Consider the following 19,510-nt stretch of genomic DNA (forward strand, 5'->3'; position numbering starts at 1 on the left):
GTTGGTGTAGCATTAACCAACGAGGTGCTGATGTTAACTTCGCCAACAAAGGTTGACTTTATTTCACCGGATACGCTTTCGTAAAGCAATAGTAAGCTGATATTCTACCACACTATGAGCAAAACACATTTAACAGAACAGAAGTTTTCCGACTTCGCCCTGCACCCACAGGTGGTTGAAGCCCTTGAAAAAAAAGGGTTTTATAATTGTACGCCCATTCAGGCACTGGCCCTTCCGCTAACGCTGGCGGGTCGTGACGTTGCAGGGCAGGCGCAAACCGGTACCGGGAAAACGATGGCGTTTCTGACGTCAACGTTTCATTATTTACTTTCTCATCCCGCGATCGACGATCGCAAGGTGAACCAGCCGCGCGCGCTGATCATGGCGCCGACGCGTGAATTAGCCGTACAAATTCACGCAGACGCGGAGCCGTTGGCGCAAGCGACAGGCTTAAAATTAGGCCTGGCTTACGGCGGCGATGGTTACGACAAGCAGCTTAAAGTGCTGGAAAGCGGCGTTGATATTCTTATTGGTACGACGGGCCGACTGATCGACTACGCCAAACAAAATCACATTAACCTCGGCGCCATTCAGGTCGTCGTACTCGATGAAGCCGATCGCATGTACGATTTGGGCTTTATTAAAGATATCCGCTGGCTGTTCCGTCGTATGCCGCCGGCTGCGCAGCGTCTGAACATGTTGTTCTCCGCCACCCTGTCTTATCGGGTTCGCGAGCTGGCGTTTGAACAGATGAACAACGCCGAATATGTTGAAGTGGAACCGGAGCAAAAGACCGGCCACCGCATTAAAGAAGAGCTTTTCTACCCCTCTAATGAAGAGAAAATGCGTTTACTGCAAACGCTGATCGAAGAAGAGTGGCCGGATCGCGCCATTATTTTCGCCAACACCAAGCATCGTTGCGAAGATATCTGGGGACACCTGGCGGCAGATGGCCATCGTGTTGGTCTGCTGACCGGCGATGTCGCGCAGAAAAAGCGCCTGCGGATTCTGGATGAGTTCACCCGCGGCGATCTGGATATTCTTGTGGCGACCGATGTCGCGGCGCGCGGGTTGCATATCCCCGCAGTAACGCACGTCTTTAACTACGATCTGCCAGACGATTGTGAAGACTATGTTCACCGTATCGGTCGTACCGGTCGCGCTGGCGCCAGCGGACATTCCATCAGCCTGGCTTGCGAAGAGTATGCGCTGAATCTGCCCGCTATTGAGAGCTATATCGGCCACTCGATTCCGGTCAGCAAATACAATCCGGAAGCGCTCATGAACGATCTGCCCAAGCCGTTGCGCCTGACGCGTGCGCGTCCTGGCAATGGTCCGCGCCGCGCTGGCGCTCCGCGTAATCGTCGTCGTTCAGGTTAAGAAAAGTTATGCCATACACAAAATCATTTAGCCTGTATCAAGGCGGCAAGAAAACAAATCCCGATGAGCTTAGGAAGAGTACGCAGCCAACATGGATACAGGTTGAAGGATGAAGTGTATGAATTCCACCTCGTTGTATGCCGCCATTGATCTCGGTTCCAATAGTTTTCATATGCTGGTCGTGCGCGAGGCGGCGGGAAGCATCCAGACGCTGACCCGAATAAAACGCAAGGTGCGTCTGGCCGCGGGTCTGAACAACGACAACCACCTTTCAGCCGAAGCGATGGAACGCGGCTGGCAATGCCTGCGTCTGTTTGCTGAACGTTTGCAGGATATCCCGCAGCCACAAATCCGCGTGGTTGCCACCGCAACATTGCGTCTCGCCGTCAATGCGGGTGAATTTATCGCGAAAGCGCAGACTATCCTTGGTTGTCCGGTGCAGGTTATCAGCGGCGAAGAAGAGGCGCGGCTGATTTATCAGGGAGTCGCTCATACCACCGGCGGCGCAGATCAGCGACTGGTGGTGGATATCGGCGGCGCCAGCACTGAACTGGTTACCGGCACTGGCGCGCAAACCACGTCGCTGTTTAGCCTGTCGATGGGCTGCGTAACGTGGCTTGAACGCTATTTTAGCGATCGTAATCTGGCGCAAGAAAACTTTGATGATGCGGAGAAGGCCGCGCGCGATGTGCTGCGTCCGGTCGCCGATGAACTGCGTTTTCATGGCTGGAAGGTCTGCGTGGGTGCCTCCGGCACCGTACAGGCATTGCAGGAAATCATGATGGCGCAGGGGATGGACGAGCGCATTACGCTCGCCAAACTGCAGCAGCTAAAACAACGCGCGATACAGTGCGGGCGTCTGGAAGAGCTGGAAATCGAAGGCCTGACGCTGGAGCGCGCGCTGGTTTTCCCAAGCGGGCTGGCTATTCTGATCGCGATATTTACCGAGCTGAACATCCAGAGCATGACGCTGGCAGGCGGCGCGTTACGCGAAGGGCTGGTGTATGGGATGTTGCATCTGGCGGTAGATCAGGATATCCGCAGCCGCACGCTGCGAAACATTCAGCGTCGGTTTATCGTCGATACCGATCAGGCAAATCGCGTGGCGAAGCTGGCAGATAACTTCCTCAAACAGGTAGAAAATGCCTGGCATATTGAGCCTATCAGTCGTGAACTGTTGCTTAGCGCTTGCCAGTTGCATGAGATCGGTCTGAGCGTTGATTTTAAACAGGCGCCCTATCATGCCGCCTATTTAGTACGCCATTTGGATCTGCCTGGCTATACGCCCGCGCAGAAAAAGTTGCTCGCCACCCTCTTACTGAATCAGACCAATCCGGTCGATCTCTCTTCGCTTCATCAGCAAAACGCGGTACCGCCCCGTGTTGCGGAACAGCTATGCCGTTTGCTGCGCCTGGCGATTCTCTTTGCCGGTCGCCGTCGTGACGATCTGGTACCAGAAATTACGCTACAGGCGCTAAATGAAAATCTGACGTTAACCTTGCCCGGCGACTGGCTGGCGCATCACCCGCTGGGTAAAGAGTTGATTGATCAGGAAAGCCAGTGGCAAAGCTATGTACACTGGCCGCTGGACGTTCGCTAACCGTAGCCTGATTGCCGGATGACGCTTCGCTTATCTGGCCTACGATTTCGCTCGCTTTGCCGCCATCATGGCTTTCAGATTAGCCAGGTGACTTTGCCCTTTTTGCATTCGCTCCTCAGCGCTTACCACTTTGCGCTCCTGCTCCCAGATTAAATCATCCTGCGGTAGTTCTAACAGGAAGCGGCTGGGTTCCGGGCGCACCAGTTCCCCATACTGACGGCGCTCTTTACATAATGTAAAGGTGAGCTCTTTCTGCGCGCGAGTGATCCCGACATAGGCCAGCCGACGCTCTTCCTCAATATTGTCTTCGTCAATGCTACTTTGATGCGGCAAAAATCCTTCTTCCATTCCCACCATATAGACATACGGGAATTCCAGTCCTTTCGACGCATGAAGCGTCATCAACTGTACCTGATCCAGCTCTTCTTCGCTCTCGCCGCGCTCCATCATATCGCGCAGCGTAAAGCGTGTAACCACCTGGGTCAGCGTCATCGGCTCATCGAGTTCGTTGCCTTCCAGCATCTCAGTCATCCAGCTAAAGAGCTGGTTAACGTTTTTCATACGCATTTCCGCCGCTTTGGGGCTCGGCGAGGTTTCATACAACCAGGATTCATAGTCAATACCGTGGATGAGATCGCGCACGGCGGCGACAGGCTCGCGTTCGGCCAGACGCTGGATTTCCCCCAGCCAGTGGGTAAAACGCGTCAATGAATCGTAACCACGTCCGGTCAGCTTTTGGCTAAGTCCCATATCAAAGCTGGCGGTAAACAGGCTTTTATTACGCGTCATTGCCCATTCACCCAGTTTTTGCAGAGTGGCCGGACCGATTTCGCGTTTTGGCGTATTCACGATGCGCAGGAAAGCGCTGTCATCATCCGGGTTGGTCAACACCCGCAGGTAGGCCAGCAGGTCTTTAATCTCCGGACGGGAGAAGAATGAGGTGCCGCCGGAAATTTTGTACGGAATGCGGTTCTGCATGAGGAATTTTTCAAATACCCGCGACTGATGATTCCCGCGATACAGAATGGCGTAATCCTTATACTGGGTCTTGTTCACAAAGTGATGGGCAATCAGTTCGCCGGTAACGCGCTCAGCTTCATGCTCTTCATTGTTTGCGCTTAACACTTTGAGTTCCGCGCCGTAACCGAGCTCGGAAAAGAGGCGCTTTTCAAAGACGTGCGGATTGTTGGCGATGAGAATATTCGCCGCTTTCAGGATGCGGCCCGAAGAACGATAGTTTTGCTCCAGCTTAATCACCTGCAGCGCCGGAAAATCCTGGCTCAGTAACACCAGGTTTTGCGGACGCGCCCCGCGCCAGGAGTAGATAGACTGATCGTCATCGCCTACGACCGTAAAACGCGCGCGTTGCCCGACCAGCAGCTTAACCAACTCATACTGGCTGGTGTTAGTATCCTGATATTCATCCACCAGCAGATAACGAATTTTATTCTGCCAGCGCTCGCGCACCTCATCATTGCGTTGCAGCAGCAGCGTCGGCAGCAAAATCAAATCATCAAAATCGAGAACGTTACATGCCTTCATATGGGCGTCGTAAAGCCCGTAGCAGTGGGCAAAAATACGATCGCGTTCACCTTTCGCCCCCGCCGCTGCCTGTGCAGGCGTTTTGAGATCGTTTTTCCAGTTGGAGATCGTGGAGATCAGCTGTTGCAACAGAACCTTGTCGTCTTCGATCAGGCCTTCGGTCAGCTCTTTGAGCAAGGCGACCTGGTCGGTATCGTCAAACAATGAAAAGTTCGATTTCATCCCCAGCGCAGCGTACTCGCGCTTAATAATATCCAGCCCTAGCGTATGAAAGGTGGAGATCATCAAACCGCGCGCTTCCTTACGGCCGAGCGTCTGCCCGACGCGTTCTTTCATCTCACGCGCTGCCTTGTTGGTAAACGTCACCGCCGCAATATGCCGGGCCTGATAGCCGCATCCGCGGATCAGGTGGGCGATTTTATTGGTAATTACGCGAGTTTTACCAGAACCCGCACCTGCCAGCACCAGGCAGGGTCCGGTGACGAATTCGACAGCGTGTTGTTGGCCGGGATTTAAACGCATGGGAATAGTGCTCAATCTTCGAACGGGGGAGGGATTGTAGCAGAAAGCGAGGCCCAGAGAAGACCAGGCTGCTTTTTCAGGCAGCCTGGAAAAGGTCAATCAGCAGGCTCTGGCGGCAAGCGGCGTATAGCCATTACGCTGTGCGCTCTTGATCCAACTGTAAGAACCCATTAGCGCGATCGCCGTCAGCAGAACATACTCAAGCGACATCGCATAAACGCCCTGTACTGCATGATTTCCAACGGGCAGTATTTGAGTAATTCATAGAGCACTGGGTCGCGTACGACCTGGCGTAGCCCTAAAAGCCAGTCGTCTGGAAATTCTGCGTTTTTCATTATGTTCATGGTATCTCGCCCCTTGTCAGAAAGGACAGGACCGCCGTCCCGCACATCCGAAATACGCCTGCTAAAAATGCCGCTTATCTCCCGGTTCATTAAATCAGGCGGGACATCTGTCCTGTAATGGCGAAGAGTATATGTCTGACGGCCTAAGGAGTGATAAAGTGACGGCCAATCTTTGCGACGTGAGAACACAATAATGGCAAAAATGGCAGCAGCACTGCATATTCTTGTAAAAGAAGAGAAACTGGCTTTAGATCTTCTGGAGCAAATTAAAAACGGCGGCGATTTTGAGAAGCTGGCGAAGAAGCATTCTATCTGCCCATCCGGTAAAAAAGGCGGTCATTTAGGCGAATTTCGTCAGGGCCAGATGGTTCCGGCATTCGATAAAGTAGTCTTTTCCTGCCCGGTACTGGAGCCAACCGGCCCGCTGCATACTCAGTTCGGTTACCACATCATTAAAGTATTGTATCGCAAATAAAAAGCCGGGTGGCGGCTACGCCTTACCCGGCCTACATCGTCTGCTTGATTTTGTAGGTCGGGTAAGCGCTAGCGCCACCCGACACTGCCTACATTAACCCGCTACCGCAATGCGTTTCATATCCGTCATATAGCCGCGCAGTTTCTTACCTACCTGCTCAATCGCATGACTACGAATCGCGTCGTTCACGTCGCGAAGCTGTGCGTTGTCTACCGCGCCTTCCGGGATAGCACTACCCAGATCGCCCGGTTGCAATTCCGCCATAAACGGTTTCAGCAGCGGTACGCAAGCGTAAGAGAACAGGTAGTTACCGTATTCTGCGGTATCGGAGATAACTACGTTCATTTCGTACAGACGCTTACGGGCGATGGTGTTCGCGATCAGCGGCAGTTCGTGCAGTGATTCGTAGTAAGCGGACTCTTCGATGATGCCGGAATCGACCATGGTTTCGAACGCCAGCTCAACGCCCGCTTTCACCATCGCAATCATCAGCACGCCTTTATCGAAGTACTCCTGCTCGCCGATTTTACCTTCAAACTGCGGTGCGGTTTCGAACGCGGTTTTACCGGTCTCTTCACGCCAGGTCAGCAGTTTCTTATCGTCGTTAGCCCAGTCAGCCATCATGCCGGAAGAGAATTCGCCGGAGATGATGTCATCCATGTGTTTCTGGAACAGCGGCGCCATGATCTCTTTCAGCTGTTCGGACAGCGCGTAAGCACGCAGTTTCGCCGGGTTAGACAGACGGTCCATCATCAGAGTGATACCACCCTGCTTCAGCGCTTCGGTGATGGTTTCCCAGCCGAACTGAATCAGTTTTTCCGCGTATGCCGGGTCGGTGCCTTCTGCCACCAGCTTGTCGAAGCACAGCAGGGAGCCGGCCTGCAGCATACCGCACAGAATAGTCTGCTCGCCCATCAGGTCAGATTTCACTTCCGCAACGAAAGAAGATTCCAGTACGCCCGCACGGTGACCGCCGGTGGCCGCAGCCCAGGCTTTCGCAATCGCCATGCCTTCGCCTTTCGGGTCGTTTTCCGGGTGAACGGCGATCAGCGTCGGCACGCCGAAACCACGTTTGTACTCTTCGCGCACTTCGGTGCCCGGACACTTCGGCGCTACCATCACTACGGTGATGTCTTTACGGATCTGCTCGCCCACTTCCACGATATTGAAGCCGTGGGAGTAGCCCAGCGCCGCGCCGTCTTTCATCAGCGGCTGTACGGAGCGCACCACGTCGGAGTGCTGTTTGTCTGGCGTCAGGTTAACCACCAGGTCAGCCTGCGGAATCAGCTCTTCGTAGGTACCCACTTTGAAGCCGTTTTCGGTCGCTTTACGCCAGGAGGCACGCTTCTCAGCAATCGCTTCTTTACGCAGGGCGTAGGAGATATCCAGACCGGAATCACGCATGTTCAGGCCCTGGTTCAGCCCCTGAGCGCCACAGCCGACGATGACCACTTTTTTACCCTGAAGGTAGCTCGCGCCGTCGGCGAATTCGTCGCGGCCCATAAAGCGGCATTTACCCAGCTGCGCCAGCTGCTGGCGCAGGTTCAGTGTATTAAAGTAGTTAGCCATGATGGTGTACTCCGTGATGTTGTGTGTCGCGCTTATTGTTCGGTTTACAGATTGCTATCTGTGCGAATGAACCCACATTACAACAGGAAATTTATTGCGGAAATTGATATATTCACAACGTTATGTTGCGGTTTATGCAACGTCAAAAACCGGAGGTCTGTCTGTGGATTTACGCGATCTAAAAACCTTCCTGCATCTGGCGGAAAGCCGCCACTTTGGCCGCAGCGCGCGGGCGATGCACGTCAGCCCCTCCACGCTCTCCCGGCAGATCCAGCGGCTGGAAGAAGATCTCGGCCAGCCGCTGTTTGTGCGTGATAACCGCACGGTCACGCTGACCGAAGCGGGTGAAGAGCTGCGAGTGTTTGCCCAACAGACACTTTTGCAATATCAGCAGTTGCGCCATACCCTCGATCAGCAGGGGCCGTCCCTTTCCGGCGAACTGCATATTTTCTGCTCGGTGACCGCGGCATACAGTCATCTGCCGCCGATCCTCGACCGTTTTCGCGCCGAACACCCTTCTGTTGAAATCAAATTGACGACCGGAGACGCTGCCGATGCGATGGAAAAGGTGGTAACGGGAGAAGCGGACCTGGCAATCGCCGGCAAACCAGAAACGCTGCCCGGCGCGGTGGCGTTTTCGATGCTGGAAAATCTGGCGGTGGTGCTGATCGCCCCGGCGCTGCCCTGCCCGGTGCGTAATCAGGTTTCGGTTGATAAGCCAGACTGGTCGACGGTGCCGTTTATCATGGCCGATCAGGGGCCGGTACGCCGCCGCATTGAGCTATGGTTCCGCCGCCATAAAATCAGCAATCCGCAGATTTACGCCACCGTCGGCGGTCACGAAGCGATGGTCTCAATGGTGGCGCTGGGCTGCGGCGTGGCGCTGCTGCCGGAAGTGGTGCTGGAAAATAGCCCGGAACCGGTGCGCAACCGGGTGATGATTTTAGAACGTAGTGATGAAAAAACGCCGTTTGAGCTTGGCGTCTGCGCGCAAAAAAAGCGGCTGCATGAGCCGCTAATTGATGCGTTCTGGAAGATTTTACCGAATTAGTTTTACGGCCCTACCATTACCCGAACAGGCTTCCCAATACGGCTAAGCATATTCACCAGAGCATCAATGGTGAATTTGCTGCATTTCTTGTTGACGACATCCGAAACGCGCGGTCGGGATATATGCAAAACTGTAGCAACCTCGGCTTGCTTCATCTGGTTTCGCGTAATCCAGAGGGTAATTTCTTCCATGAGCTGTTCTTTAATGGCTAACGTGTTTTCGATTTCACTCAGGGAATCAGCGTAAAACTTTTCTGCGTCCTGCTTATCAAACCCCAAATCAGCAAAAACATTACCGCCAGATGGCGTCACATGGCGAATATCACTATCAGTTTTGGCAATCACAAGCTGTTTCTCCGTTGTTGCACCACCCGGTTATAACGCGTTCTGGCGATGTTTTTATCGTGCTGACTGGTTTGTTGCGTCTGTTTTTGGAAACTATGCAAAACGTAGAGTGCTTCTTCAAACTTAGCGACATACATAACGCGATAGATACCATTGTTGTCACGAATCCGAATTTCATTTACCCCAGCCCCAATTTCTGAAAACGGTTTCCAGTCATCGGGTTCAATTCCATACTGAATTTTGTGAAGCTGATAACCGACTGCTTTGCGTACCGTTATGGGAAAAGCCAGGAGATCCTCCAGAGAAGATCCCACCCATCGAATTTCTTTTTCATTGGAGAGAGCTCGGGTGAGTAACATAACATCCTTGTGTATAAAATTTTATACATTGTTTTTAGCAGATGCAAGTGATAGCGGTGCTAACGATATGGTGAGCCGAGTTTCACCACAAGCAGATTGGGCGCCTTCTGGAAAACGTCTCGCAAAATTAAATGAGTGGATGCTCCGGGCTGGCAGAAAAGCCCAATAACTGAGGGAAGATCATATCTGGATATCAGGCCCACTTTACTTTGTGGGCCTGAAAAACTAAACGCTGAATTAACCCGCCAGAAAGAACCGGAACGCCGGGTTATTGCTCTCATCATGGCATTCATAGCCCAGCTCATGCAGCCGGGTTTCGAAATCCGGCTCATGATCGCCTAACTCGAACGCCGCCAGCACGCGGCCATAATCGGTACCGTGGCTACGGTAATGGAATAGCGAAATATTCCAGTGCGTGCCAAGCGTATGCAGGAATTTGAGCAACGCGCCGGGTGACTCCGGAAATTCAAAGCTGTAGAGGCGTTCCTGTAGCGGATGGGATGGACGCCCACCGACCATATAGCGCACATGCAGCTTCGCCATTTCATCGTCGGAGAGATCCACTACGCTATAACCGCCGTCGCACAGTTGGGTGATAATCTCTTTTCGCTCCTCCAGCCCCTGACTGACGCGTACGCCGACAAAAATACAGGCATTTTTCGCGTCGGCAAAACGGTAGTTAAATTCGGTGACCATACGCCCGCCAAGCAACTGGCAGAATTTGAGAAAGCTCCCCTTTTCTTCCGGAATGGTCACCGCCAGTAACGCTTCGCGCTGTTCCCCCAGCTCGCAGCGTTCAGACACATAGCGCAAGCCGTGGAAGTTGACGTTGGCGCCGGAAAGGACGTGCGCCAGCCGTTCGCCGCGAATATTGTGCTGGGCGATATATTTTTTCATCCCCGCCAGCGCCAGCGCGCCGGACGGTTCCGCCACCGCACGCACATCTTCAAACAGATCTTTCATCGCCGCGCAGATAGCGTCGCTATCCACGGTGACAATATCATCAAGGTATTCCTGACACAGGCGGAAGGTTTCGTCGCCGATGCGTTTTACCGCCACGCCTTCAGCAAATAACCCAACGCGCGGGAGATCCACTGGATGACCGGCTTCCAACGCCGCTTTCAGGCAGGCGGAATCCTCCGCTTCGACGGCAATCACTTTGATTTGCGGCATCAATTGTTTGATCAGTACCGCTACGCCCGCCGCCAGGCCGCCGCCGCCAACCGGCACAAAGACACGATCGAGATGCGAATCCTGCTGAAGCAGCTCCAGCGCCAGCGTGCCCTGCCCGGCGATCACCATTGGGTGATCAAACGGCGGCATCCAGGTAAAACCCTGCTGCTGCGCCAGTTCAATAGCTTTCGCTTTCGCTTCATCAAAATTAGCGCCGTGCAACAGCACTTCGCCGCCAAAACCGCGTACCGCATCGACTTTAATATCCGCCGTTGCTTTTGGCATGACGATCAGAGACTTCACGCCAAGCCGCGCGGAGGAAAACGCCACGCCCTGTGCATGGTTCCCCGCCGACGCGGTAATCACGCCGTGGGCTTTTTGTTCTTCGGTCAATCCGGCCATCATCGCGTAAGCGCCGCGCAGCTTAAAGCTATGTACCGGCTGCCGGTCTTCGCGTTTGACGAGAATAACGTTATCCAGACGTGACGAGAGCTTTTCCATTTTTTGCAGCGGCGTCACCTGCGCCGCTTCGTATACTGGCGCGCGTAGCACCGCGCGCAGATACTCCGCCCCTTCCGGCGCGACTGACAGTGGTTGAGATTCCGCCATCATCAACCTCCCAGTTTCGATTTATCGCGCACCGCGCCTTTATCGGCGCTGGTCGCCAGGCTGGCGTAGGCACGCAGGGCAAACGAAACCTGACGCTGACGATTTTTCGGCGTCCAGGCTTTGTCGCCACGAGCCTCCTGCGCCTCGCGGCGTGCGGCGATTTCAGCCTCGTTCAACTGCAACTGAATGCTGCGGTTCGGGATATCAATCGCAATAGTGTCGCCATCTTCAATCAGCGCAATAGTGCCGCCGCTGGCCGCTTCCGGCGAGACGTGGCCGATGGAAAGACCCGAAGTACCGCCGGAGAAACGCCCATCGGTGATGAGCGCGCAGGCTTTGCCCAGCCCCATCGACTTCAGGAAACTGGTCGGATAGAGCATTTCCTGCATTCCCGGCCCGCCTTTCGGCCCTTCGTAGCGGATCACGACTACATCGCCTTCCACTACTTTGCCGCCGAGAATCGCCTCTACCGCGTCGTCCTGGCTTTCATACACTTTCGCCGGGCCGGTAAATTTAAGGATGCTGTCATCGACGCCCGCGGTTTTAACGATGCAGCCGTTTTCGGCGAAGTTGCCATATAGCACCGCCAGACCGCCGTCTTTGCTATAGGCATATTCCAGCGAGCGGATGCAACCCGCTGCGCGGTCGTCATCCAGCGAATCCCAGCGACAATCCTGCGAGAACGCCTGGGTAGTACGGATACCGGCAGGGCCAGCACGGAACATTTTTTTAACCGCTTCGTCCTGCGTAACCGTGATGTCGTACTGTTCCAGCGTTTGCGGCAGCGTCAGGCCTAATACGTTTTTCACGTTGCGGTTCAGCAGCCCGGCGCGATCCAGCTCGCCTAAAATACCCAGCACACCGCCGGCACGGTGAACGTCTTCCATATGGTATTTCTGGGTACTTGGCGCCACTTTACACAGCTGCGGCACCTTGCGGGACAGCTTGTCGATATCACTCATGGTGAAGTCGATTTCCGCTTCCTGCGCCGCCGCCAGCAGATGCAGAACGGTATTGGTCGAACCGCCCATCGCAATATCCAGCGTCATCGCGTTTTCAAACGCGGCTTTGCTGGCGATGTTACGCGGCAGTGCACTTTCGTCATCCTGCTCGTAATAGCGTTTAGTCAGTTCAACAATCCGCTTACCGGCATTGAGGAACAACTGCTTCCGGTCAGCATGGGTCGCCAGCAGCGAACCGTTGCCCGGCTGCGACAGGCCCAGCGCTTCGGTCAGGCAGTTCATGGAGTTAGCGGTAAACATGCCGGAGCAGGAGCCGCAGGTTGGACAGGCGGAGCGTTCAACCTGGTTACTTTGATCGTCAGAGACTTTCGGGTCCGCGCCCTGAATCATGGCATCAACCAGATCCAGCTTGATAATTTTGTCTGAAAGCTTAGTTTTCCCGGCTTCCATCGGTCCGCCGGAGACAAAGATCACCGGAATATTCAGGCGCAGCGAGGCCATGAGCATCCCTGGGGTGATTTTGTCGCAGTTAGAGATACACACCATCGCGTCAGCGCAGTGAGCGTTCACCATGTACTCCACGGAGTCGGCGATCAGCTCGCGCGACGGCAGTGAATAGAGCATACCCCCGTGCCCCATGGCGATCCCGTCATCCACGGCAATAGTGTTGAACTCTTTCGCCACACCGCCGGAAGCTTCAATCTGTTCGGCGACCAGCTTACCGAGATCGCGCAGATGAACGTGACCCGGCACAAACTGAGTGAATGAGTTCACCACGGCGATAATCGGTTTGCCAAAATCACTGTCGGTCATTCCGGTGGCGCGCCACAGCGCGCGGGCACCCGCCATATTACGACCATGGGTGGTGGTGGCGGAACGGTACTTAGGCATGCTTTATTTACTCCCCATCTTTTCCCTTCATACTTCACGCCACAGGTGCGTTGGCTGCCTCACTCACCCCAGTCACTTACTACAGTAAGCTTCTGGGGATTCGCTGCGTTGCCGCCTTCCTGTGACGCAAATTATTTTGGGAAAATATTAATTTTATTTATTATGAATTTACCGGATCCAACCAGCCCCATTTATCCTCGGTTTCTCCAGTGAAGAGACCAAAGAAGGCTTGTTGAATACGCTTGGTAACAGGGCCGCAACGGCCTTCACCTACCTGGATACCATCAACGCTGCGTACCGGAGTAATTTCTGCCGCGGTTCCGGACATAAACACTTCGTCGGCCAGATACAGCGATTCACGGGACAGCACCTGCTCGCGCACTTCAATACCCAGCTCTTTCGCCAGTTTGATGATCGCGTCGCGAGTAATGCCTGGCAGCGCGGAAGAGGTAAACGGCGGAGTAAACAGCACGCCATCTTTTACCTCAAACAGGTTTTCACCTGCGCCTTCGGAGATATAGCCGTTTACATCCAGGGCGATGCCTTCCTGATAGCCGTGGCGGCGCGCTTCGCTACCCACCAGCAGTGAGGAGAGGTAGTTACCGCCCGCTTTCGCAGCGGTTGGAATGGTGTTCGGCGCAGCGCGATTCCAGGAAGAAACCATCGCATCGATCCCCTGATCCAGCGCTTCGGCGCCCAGGTATGCCCCCCACGGGAACGCGGCGATGATGACGTCAGTGGTGTATCCCGGGGGCGGGTTAACGCCCATACCGACATCGCCGACAAATACCAACGGACGGATATAGGCGCTGGTCAGGTTGTTTTTGCGGATCACTTCGCGGCAGGCTTCCATCAGCTCATCAATACTCTGAGAAACCGGAAAACGATAAATTTTTGCTGAGTCGCGCAGGCGCTGCATATGTTCACGATGACGAAACACTACTGGGCCTTTGTGAGAGTCGTAGCACCTAATCCCTTCAAATACCGACGTACCGTAGTGCAGCGCGTGAGACATTACGTGAACCTTCGCGTCTTCCCAGCGCACCATCTCGCCATTGAACCAAATATAATCAGCTTTTTTCGTCGTCATTTTTCTTCCTTTTGCGCTCAGGCGCGGATTTGTTGTGATGTGGCAGCGCTCTGGCAGATCGCGACATGCGCAACATCTACCAGTTTACTTAACTGACTAAACAGTAAGTCGACCGACCGGGGACTGGCAACGGTCAATTCAATATTTATATTCTGCGCATCGGTCGCGGCTTCCATATTCATGGAGCACACCTGAAAACCACGATGGCGCACCACGCGTAAAACACGTTCTAAGGTTTCTGGATTAAAGCGTGCCGATACATTGACCTGATGTTGCATCATGATAATTTCTCCAGCATTTCAGAGTTACTGGCGCCAGGCGGCACCAACGGCCAGACATTTTCAAGTTCGTCGATTGAGACGTGAAGCAGGTACGGCCCTTCGCTTGCCAACATCGTGTCGAGTGCCGCTTCAACCTGGTCTTTACGAGTAATGTGCTGGCCTGGAATGCCGAAGGCGCTGGCCAGCATGAGGAAATCGGGGTTATCGGTCAGGGTGGTTTCGCTATATCGCTCCTGGAAAAACAGTTGCTGCCATTGTCGAACCATACCTAACCGCTGGTTGTCGAGTAAGACTATCTTCAACGGTAACTGCTTGCGTTTTACGGTGCCCAACTCCTGAACATTCATCATGAAGGAGCCGTCACCGGAGATACAGATAACGGTATCATTCGGTCGCGCTACCTGCGCGCCAACGGCCGCCGGTAAGCCGAATCCCATCGTCCCCAGACCGCTGGAAGTGATGAAGTTCTCCGGGCGGGTGTAAGTCATATGCTGGGCTGACCACATCTGATGCTGCCCCACATCCGTCGTCACCACGCTGTCTGCGGGTTTGCGTTCCGACAATTGCTTCAACAACAACGGCGCATAGATAGTCTCGCCAGGATGGTCATAGCGCCAGGCGTGTTCTGCGCGCAGCTCTGCACAGGACTGACGCCATGCGTCGATCTTCAGCGGTTGCTGTAATGCCGGCAACAGCGAATTTAAATCGCCCTGCAACGCGACGTGTGCCTGACGCAGTTTGTTCATTTCCGCCGGGTCGATATCCATATGGATTACGCTGGCGTTCGGCGCAAACGTATTCAGCTTACCGGTCACCCGGTCATCAAAACGTGCACCCACTGCGATCAGTAAATCACACCCTTGCACCGCGAAATTAGCCGCTTTAGTACCGTGCATTCCCAGCATGCCCAGATAGTACGGATAATCAGCTTCAACAGCCCCCAGCCCTTTCAGCGTGCAGGTAACTGGCATTTGCGTTACCGCGATAAATTTACGCAGCGCCGGAACCGCCTGCGCCATACCAACACCACCGCCGACGTACAGCATGGGTTTTTTCGCCTGTTCCAGCATCTGGCGCGCCTGTTCAACATCAGCCTGCGGGAAGGTCGCTTCGTTAGCAACGGTAGTAAACCAGGGTTCCAGCTCACCGCTGGCCAACTGGATATCTTTCGGGATATCCACCAGAACCGGGCCAGGACGGCCAGCGTTGGCGACTTCAAAAGCCTCTGCCATGATACGAGGCAGCTCTGCCAGCGACTGCACCAGGAAGCTGTGTTTGGTACAGGCCAGCGACAGGCCTAACACATCCACCTCCTGGAACGCATCAGTGCCGATGAACGGGGCGGAAACCTGACCCGTGATCGCGACGACGGGGACCGAATCTAACAACGCATCCGCCAGGCCAGTGATCAGGTTAGTGGCGCCAGGGCCGGAAGTGGCGATACAAACACCGGTTTTGCCGGTAGAACGGGCATAACCGATTGCCGCCATTGCCGCACCCTGTTCGTGTCGGCACAACAAATGCTCCACACTACCGTCATACAACGCGTCGTAAACCGGCATAATTGCGCCGCCAGGATAACCAAATACGGTTTTCACCCCCTGCGCTCGCAAAGCATGTACCACCCACTGTGCCCCGTTCATAGTTACATCCCCGTCGTAAATCTTGAGAAACAGAATTTTATGCTGTTATTCACGCTCTGCTCCTCGCTTAAGTTTTTCAGGCCAAAAAAAACCCCCGGACCTTTCGGTGCGGGGGTCTTAGTTCGTTAAGGCTTGATTTCTAAGCCTTTCCTCGTCCAAGTGCAGCCCCGCACGGTGGGATAATAATCACCACCACGCTAATCACGACCAGGCTAATCACTCGTAAAAGGGCTGTCATTTTTGTCTATTCTTGCATCTTGTTCGAAGGAATACCTAAAGAGTTACCATAGGTTTTGCCAATAGCACAAGATATTTTTTTAACCACGTTTCAGATAATGCAGGTGAATGCCTAAAAGTGCTTTGTTTTTTATAAGAAAAATTAGCAACTGAAAAATTTTCACGTTTTCCTCCCCCTTTTGGCGCACTCTACACCCTGTTTTCCTTCTTTTCGCTTCTGCGAGCGCTCTTCCAGTTTGATGTTTCTTACCTGAAAATGACGCCAAAATTCAGGAAGCAGCCGCTAAAAAACAAAAAGTCAGTAATTCGATTTTCTCTTCTATTCCGCATAATCCACGTAACAGGAGGGATTATGTCACTGGCGATTGTTCATACTCGCGCCGCACTTGGCGTCAATGCGCCGCCTATCACTATAGAGGTGCATATCAGTAATGGATTACCGGGATTAACCATGGTTGGCCTACCGGAAACCACGGTAAAAGAGGCGCGTGACCGGGTACGTAGTGCGATTATTAATAGCGGATATGAATTTCCGGCTAAAAAAATAACCATTAACCTTGCTCCAGCCGATCTACCGAAAGAGGGCGGAAGGTATGACCTGCCTATTGCTGTTGCGCTTCTGGCCGCGTCTGAGCAGCTTACAGCGTCGAATCTTGAGGCATATGAGCTGGTGGGTGAGTTAGCGCTTACAGGCGCATTACGTGGCGTTCCTGGCGCAATATCAAGTGCAACGGAAGCCATCAAGGCCGGCAGAAATATTATCGTCGCAACAGAGAACGCGGCGGAGGTTGGGCTTATCAGCAAAGAAGGATGTTTTATCGCCGATCATCTACAAACCGTCTGCGCCTTTCTGGAAGGGAAACACGCCCTGGAAAGACCTTTAGCTCAGGATATGGCATCGCCTACCGCAACTGCCGATCTTCGCGATGTGATCGGTCAGGAGCAGGGTAAACGCGGCCTGGAGATTACAGCGGCAGGGGGACATAATCTGCTATTGATCGGCCCGCCGGGTACGGGTAAAACCATGCTGGCCAGTCGACTGAGCGGGATTCTTCCACCATTAAGCAATGAAGAGGCGTTGGAAAGCGCCGCGATCCTCAGTCTGGTTAATGCCGATACGGTACAAAAACGATGGCAGCAACGTCCCTTTCGCTCACCTCATCATAGCGCCTCACTTACTGCTATGGTCGGCGGCGGCGCAATACCCGCCCCGGGAGAGATATCGCTGGCGCACAACGGAATTTTGTTCCTTGATGAATTGCCTGAATTTGAACGACGCACACTGGATGCGCTACGTGAACCTATAGAATCCGGTCAAATTCATTTATCCCGTACCAGAGCGAAAATAACGTACCCTGCCAGGTTCCAGTTAATCGCCGCAATGAATCCCAGCCCGACCGGACATTATCAGGGAAACCATAATCGCTGCACGCCAGAACAGACACTACGTTACCTTAATCGGTTGTCAGGCCCGTTTCTTGATCGTTTTGACCTTTCTCTTGAGATACCGCTTCCTCCGCCCGGGATTCTTAGCCAACACGCCTCAAAGGGTGAGAGCAGCGCTACGGTAAAAAAGCGGGTCATCGCCGCCCATGAACGGCAGTACCGACGCCAGAAGAAGTTAAACGCGCGTCTGGAGGGTCGCGAAATCCAAAAATATTGTGTTTTGCATCACGATGACGCCCGCTGGCTTGAAGACACGCTGGTGCATCTTGGATTATCCATTCGCGCCTGGCAGCGTTTACTAAAAGTGGCCAGAACCATTGCCGACATAGAACTGGCTGACCAGATCTCACGTCAGCATTTGCAGGAAGCGGTAAGCTATCGGGCGATAGACAGGTTGTTAATTCATTTGCAAAAGCTGTTGGCGTAAAAAAAGGGCATTACGCCCTTTTTATTAATCATCAGCTTCGGTGTAGTCTTCTGCGCCTTCAACTTGCGGCTTGCCGCCAGACAAGGTGTGGAAGCGTTTTGGACGCTTGATACGCGTCATATACTTGGACCAGACGCGTTCTGCATCCGTTACCGGCTCACGTTCACCGCGACATACCGCTACAAACAGCTTCTCTTCTTCAGTCACAGGCTCACGCTTGCCAAGATCCAGATCATTAAAGGCATGACCATGACGCTCAAGCAGTTGTGCCTCTTTAATCGTGAAATCACCGTGACGAGAGAATCCACGTGGATAATGTTTATTGTCAAAATATCGATTAGTCGTCGTAAAGCTTTCCGCCATCCTGCACGCTCCTAATTCTTTGTCTGAGCTATTTATGGCGCGGAGTATTAGTTACGCTTGACAGAGTGTAAAACAAAACATTTAAATCATAACGACAAATAATTTTGTGGAGAGCACAGTGGATACGGAATTGTTAAAAACTTTCCTGGAAGTTAGCCGGACACGCCATTTCGGGCGGGCCGCAGAAGCACTTTACCTGACGCAATCCGCGGTGAGCTTTCGTATCAGGCAACTGGAGAATCAACTGGGCGTAAACCTTTTTACGCGGCACAGAAACAATATCCGTTTAACCACAGCTGGCGAAAAACTTTTACCGTATGCGGAAACGCTGATGAATACGTGGCAGGCGGCACGTAAAGAGGTGGCGCATACCTCACGTCATAACGAGTTTTCCATCGGCGCCAGCGCGTCTTTATGGGAGTGTATGCTTAACGCCTGGCTGGGTCGACTGTACCAACTACAGGAGCCGCAAAGCGGCCTGCAATTCGAAGCCAGAATCGCTCAACGGCAATCGCTTGTGAAGCAACTTCATGAACGCCAGCTTGATCTCCTCATTACTACCGAAGCGCCCAAAATGGATGAGTTCAGCAGTCAGCTGTTAGGGCACTTCACTTTGGCGTTATATTGCAGCAGCCCTGTCCGTAAGAAATCAGAACTCAATTATCTGCGGCTGGAGTGGGGACCAGACTTCCAACAGCATGAAACAGGGCTGATCGCAGCAGATGAAGTGCCGGTATTAACAACCAGCTCAGCCGAACTCGCCCGACAGCAGCTTAGCGCATTAAATGGCTGTAGCTGGCTTCCTGTAAACTGGGCAAATGAAAAGGGCGGATTACATACCGTTGCCGACAGCGCAACGCTTTCACGGCCGCTATACGCCATTTGGCTGCAAAACAGCGATAAATACTCGCTGATCTGCGATCTGTTAAAAACGGATGTGCTGGATGAACAATGAAAATGATGAAAAGAAAAAGAAGGGAACTTACGATTACCTGACCAGGTAATCAGGTAATTTCAGGCAAAAAAAATCCTTAGCAGATGCTAAGGATTATTTCTGGCAGGGGCGGAGAGACTCGAACTCCCAACACCCGGTTTTGGAGACCGGTGCTCTACCAATTGAACTACGCCCCTAATTAGGGTGGCGGAACGGACGGGACTCGAACCCGCGACCCCCTGCGTGACAGGCAGGTATTCTAACCAAC

18 protein-coding genes, 1 tRNA gene and 2 pseudogenes are annotated in these 19,510 nt (G+C 53.4%); 6 read left to right on the forward strand and 15 right to left on the reverse strand.

What is annotated here, in order from left to right; all coding sequences use genetic code 11:
* The first annotated feature begins 114 nt into the window (after positions 1–114).
* Both rhlB and gppA read left to right on the forward strand, forming a co-directional pair.
* Positions 115–1,380 carry an ATP-dependent RNA helicase RhlB gene (rhlB, locus tag ACLD4F_RS18985; RefSeq protein WP_000047524.1) on the forward strand — a complete coding sequence of 422 codons (1,266 nt, stop codon included), beginning with the start codon at positions 115–117 and terminating at the stop codon, positions 1,378–1,380.
* 118 nt (positions 1,381–1,498) lie between these two features.
* Positions 1,499–2,980, forward strand: a complete 1,482-nt coding sequence (gene gppA / locus ACLD4F_RS18990) for a guanosine-5'-triphosphate,3'-diphosphate diphosphatase (protein WP_001089447.1) — start codon at positions 1,499–1,501, stop codon at positions 2,978–2,980.
* Between the two features lie 39 nt (positions 2,981–3,019).
* On the opposite strand, the gene rep is transcribed toward gppA, so the two are convergent.
* The 3 genes and pseudogenes from rep to ACLD4F_RS19005 form a co-directional block, all read right to left on the reverse strand.
* Complete coding sequence (gene rep, locus ACLD4F_RS18995) at positions 3,020–5,044, reverse strand: DNA helicase Rep (RefSeq protein ID WP_001238842.1); 2,025 nt, start codon at positions 5,042–5,044, stop codon at positions 3,020–3,022.
* 99 nt (positions 5,045–5,143) lie between these two features.
* Positions 5,144–5,281, reverse strand: a pseudogene (locus tag ACLD4F_RS19000) (nicotinamide riboside transporter PnuC); the annotation flags it as partial.
* Positions 5,233–5,388, reverse strand: a pseudogene (locus ACLD4F_RS19005) (Crp/Fnr family transcriptional regulator); the annotation flags it as partial. The pseudogenes ACLD4F_RS19005 and ACLD4F_RS19000, both read right to left, overlap by 49 nt.
* Before the next feature lie 193 nt (positions 5,389–5,581).
* Between ACLD4F_RS19005 and ppiC the strand changes: the two are divergent.
* Positions 5,582–5,863 carry a peptidylprolyl isomerase PpiC gene (gene ppiC, locus ACLD4F_RS19010; protein WP_001096806.1) on the forward strand — a complete coding sequence of 94 codons (282 nt, stop codon included), beginning with the start codon at positions 5,582–5,584 and terminating at the stop codon, positions 5,861–5,863.
* 93 nt (positions 5,864–5,956) lie between these two features.
* Here the strand turns inward: ppiC and ilvC are convergent, their stop codons facing one another.
* Positions 5,957–7,432, reverse strand: coding sequence for a ketol-acid reductoisomerase (ilvC, locus tag ACLD4F_RS19015; protein WP_000024943.1), 1,476 nt, complete (start codon positions 7,430–7,432; stop codon positions 5,957–5,959).
* Positions 7,433–7,595: 163 nt separating this feature from the next.
* Between ilvC and ilvY the strand changes: the two genes are divergently transcribed.
* Entirely contained in the window at positions 7,596–8,483 is an 888-nt protein-coding gene (gene ilvY, locus ACLD4F_RS19020; RefSeq protein WP_000365798.1) for an HTH-type transcriptional activator IlvY, read from the forward strand.
* 2 nt (positions 8,484–8,485) lie between these two features.
* Here ilvY and ACLD4F_RS19025 read toward each other — a convergent pair whose 3' ends face one another.
* The 9 genes from ACLD4F_RS19025 to ilvL form a co-directional block, all read right to left on the reverse strand.
* The gene (locus ACLD4F_RS19025; protein WP_000560822.1) at positions 8,486–8,827 is read right to left on the reverse strand and encodes a helix-turn-helix domain-containing protein; all 342 of its coding nucleotides are present in this window, start codon (positions 8,825–8,827) and stop codon (positions 8,486–8,488) included.
* Positions 8,824–9,141, reverse strand: a complete 318-nt coding sequence (locus ACLD4F_RS19030) for a type II toxin-antitoxin system RelE/ParE family toxin (protein WP_000535852.1) — start codon at positions 9,139–9,141, stop codon at positions 8,824–8,826. The genes ACLD4F_RS19025 and ACLD4F_RS19030 overlap by 4 nt, the downstream gene beginning before the upstream one ends.
* Before the next feature lie 282 nt (positions 9,142–9,423).
* Positions 9,424–10,968 carry a threonine ammonia-lyase, biosynthetic gene (gene ilvA / locus ACLD4F_RS19035; protein ID WP_411010985.1) on the reverse strand — a complete coding sequence of 515 codons (1,545 nt, stop codon included), beginning with the start codon at positions 10,966–10,968 and terminating at the stop codon, positions 9,424–9,426.
* A 2-nt stretch (positions 10,969–10,970) separates the two neighbouring features.
* A complete protein-coding gene (ilvD, locus tag ACLD4F_RS19040; RefSeq protein ID WP_001127428.1) occupies positions 10,971–12,821 on the reverse strand; it encodes a dihydroxy-acid dehydratase in 1,851 nt (616 codons plus the stop codon).
* A 160-nt stretch (positions 12,822–12,981) separates the two neighbouring features.
* The gene (gene ilvE / locus ACLD4F_RS19045) at positions 12,982–13,911 is read right to left on the reverse strand and encodes a branched-chain-amino-acid transaminase (RefSeq protein WP_000208532.1); all 930 of its coding nucleotides are present in this window, start codon (positions 13,909–13,911) and stop codon (positions 12,982–12,984) included.
* Between the two features lie 17 nt (positions 13,912–13,928).
* Positions 13,929–14,192 carry an acetolactate synthase 2 small subunit gene (gene ilvM / locus ACLD4F_RS19050; protein ID WP_000983260.1) on the reverse strand — a complete coding sequence of 88 codons (264 nt, stop codon included), beginning with the start codon at positions 14,190–14,192 and terminating at the stop codon, positions 13,929–13,931.
* A complete protein-coding gene (gene ilvG / locus ACLD4F_RS19055) occupies positions 14,189–15,835 on the reverse strand; it encodes an acetolactate synthase 2 catalytic subunit (RefSeq protein ID WP_411010984.1) in 1,647 nt (548 codons plus the stop codon). Before ilvG ends, ilvM begins: the two co-directional genes overlap by 4 nt.
* Before the next feature lie 2 nt (positions 15,836–15,837).
* Positions 15,838–15,888 (reverse strand): peptide IlvX, encoded by a 51-nt coding sequence (ilvX, locus tag ACLD4F_RS19060; protein ID WP_192930503.1) that lies wholly within the window; start codon positions 15,886–15,888, stop codon positions 15,838–15,840.
* Positions 15,889–15,974: 86 nt separating this feature from the next.
* Positions 15,975–16,073: an ilv operon leader peptide gene (gene ilvL / locus ACLD4F_RS19065; protein ID WP_001311244.1), complete on the reverse strand. Its 99-nt coding sequence runs from the start codon at positions 16,071–16,073 to the stop codon at positions 15,975–15,977.
* Between the two features lie 351 nt (positions 16,074–16,424).
* On the opposite strand from ilvL, the gene ACLD4F_RS19070 reads away from it, so the two are divergent.
* A complete protein-coding gene (locus ACLD4F_RS19070; protein ID WP_000050210.1) occupies positions 16,425–17,945 on the forward strand; it encodes a YifB family Mg chelatase-like AAA ATPase in 1,521 nt (506 codons plus the stop codon).
* A 24-nt stretch (positions 17,946–17,969) separates the two neighbouring features.
* On the opposite strand, the gene maoP is transcribed toward ACLD4F_RS19070, so the two are convergent.
* On the reverse strand, positions 17,970–18,308 hold the full coding sequence (gene maoP, locus ACLD4F_RS19075) for a macrodomain Ori organization protein MaoP (protein WP_000840996.1): 339 nt from the start codon (positions 18,306–18,308) through the stop codon (positions 17,970–17,972).
* Positions 18,309–18,414: 106 nt separating this feature from the next.
* On the opposite strand from maoP, the gene hdfR reads away from it, so the two are divergent.
* Entirely contained in the window at positions 18,415–19,263 is an 849-nt protein-coding gene (gene hdfR, locus ACLD4F_RS19080; RefSeq protein WP_115400789.1) for an HTH-type transcriptional regulator HdfR, read from the forward strand.
* A gap of 100 nt (positions 19,264–19,363) precedes the next feature.
* On the opposite strand, the gene ACLD4F_RS19085 is transcribed toward hdfR, so the two are convergent.
* Positions 19,364–19,439, reverse strand: a tRNA-Trp gene (locus ACLD4F_RS19085).
* Positions 19,440–19,510: the final 71 nt, after the last annotated feature.

This window comes from Salmonella sp. 741265050_HSA (assembly GCF_046569445.1).
Taxonomy (GTDB): domain Bacteria; phylum Pseudomonadota; class Gammaproteobacteria; order Enterobacterales; family Enterobacteriaceae; genus Salmonella; species Salmonella enterica.

Excerpts from the sequence above, each read along its gene's own strand:
- ilvL (WP_001311244.1), bottom strand. The coding sequence starts at position 16,073 with ATGACAGCCCTTTTACGAGTGATTAGCCTGGTCGTGATTAGCGTGGTG.
- rhlB (WP_000047524.1), top strand. The coding sequence starts at position 115 with ATGAGCAAAACACATTTAACAGAACAGAAGTTTTCCGACTTCGCCCTG.
- ACLD4F_RS19070 (WP_000050210.1), top strand. The coding sequence starts at position 16,425 with ATGTCACTGGCGATTGTTCATACTCGCGCCGCACTTGGCGTCAATGCG.
- maoP (WP_000840996.1), bottom strand. The coding sequence starts at position 18,308 with ATGGCGGAAAGCTTTACGACGACTAATCGATATTTTGACAATAAACAT.
- ppiC (WP_001096806.1), top strand. The coding sequence starts at position 5,582 with ATGGCAAAAATGGCAGCAGCACTGCATATTCTTGTAAAAGAAGAGAAA.
- ilvC (WP_000024943.1), bottom strand. The coding sequence starts at position 7,432 with ATGGCTAACTACTTTAATACACTGAACCTGCGCCAGCAGCTGGCGCAG.
- ilvD (WP_001127428.1), bottom strand. The coding sequence starts at position 12,821 with ATGCCTAAGTACCGTTCCGCCACCACCACCCATGGTCGTAATATGGCG.
- gppA (WP_001089447.1), top strand. The coding sequence starts at position 1,499 with ATGAATTCCACCTCGTTGTATGCCGCCATTGATCTCGGTTCCAATAGT.
- ilvA (WP_411010985.1), bottom strand. The coding sequence starts at position 10,968 with ATGGCGGAATCTCAACCACTGTCAGTCGCGCCGGAAGGGGCGGAGTAT.
- ilvM (WP_000983260.1), bottom strand. The coding sequence starts at position 14,192 with ATGATGCAACATCAGGTCAATGTATCGGCACGCTTTAATCCAGAAACC.
- ilvG (WP_411010984.1), bottom strand. The coding sequence starts at position 15,835 with ATGAACGGGGCACAGTGGGTGGTACATGCTTTGCGAGCGCAGGGGGTG.
- rep (WP_001238842.1), bottom strand. The coding sequence starts at position 5,044 with ATGCGTTTAAATCCCGGCCAACAACACGCTGTCGAATTCGTCACCGGA.
- ilvE (WP_000208532.1), bottom strand. The coding sequence starts at position 13,911 with ATGACGACGAAAAAAGCTGATTATATTTGGTTCAATGGCGAGATGGTG.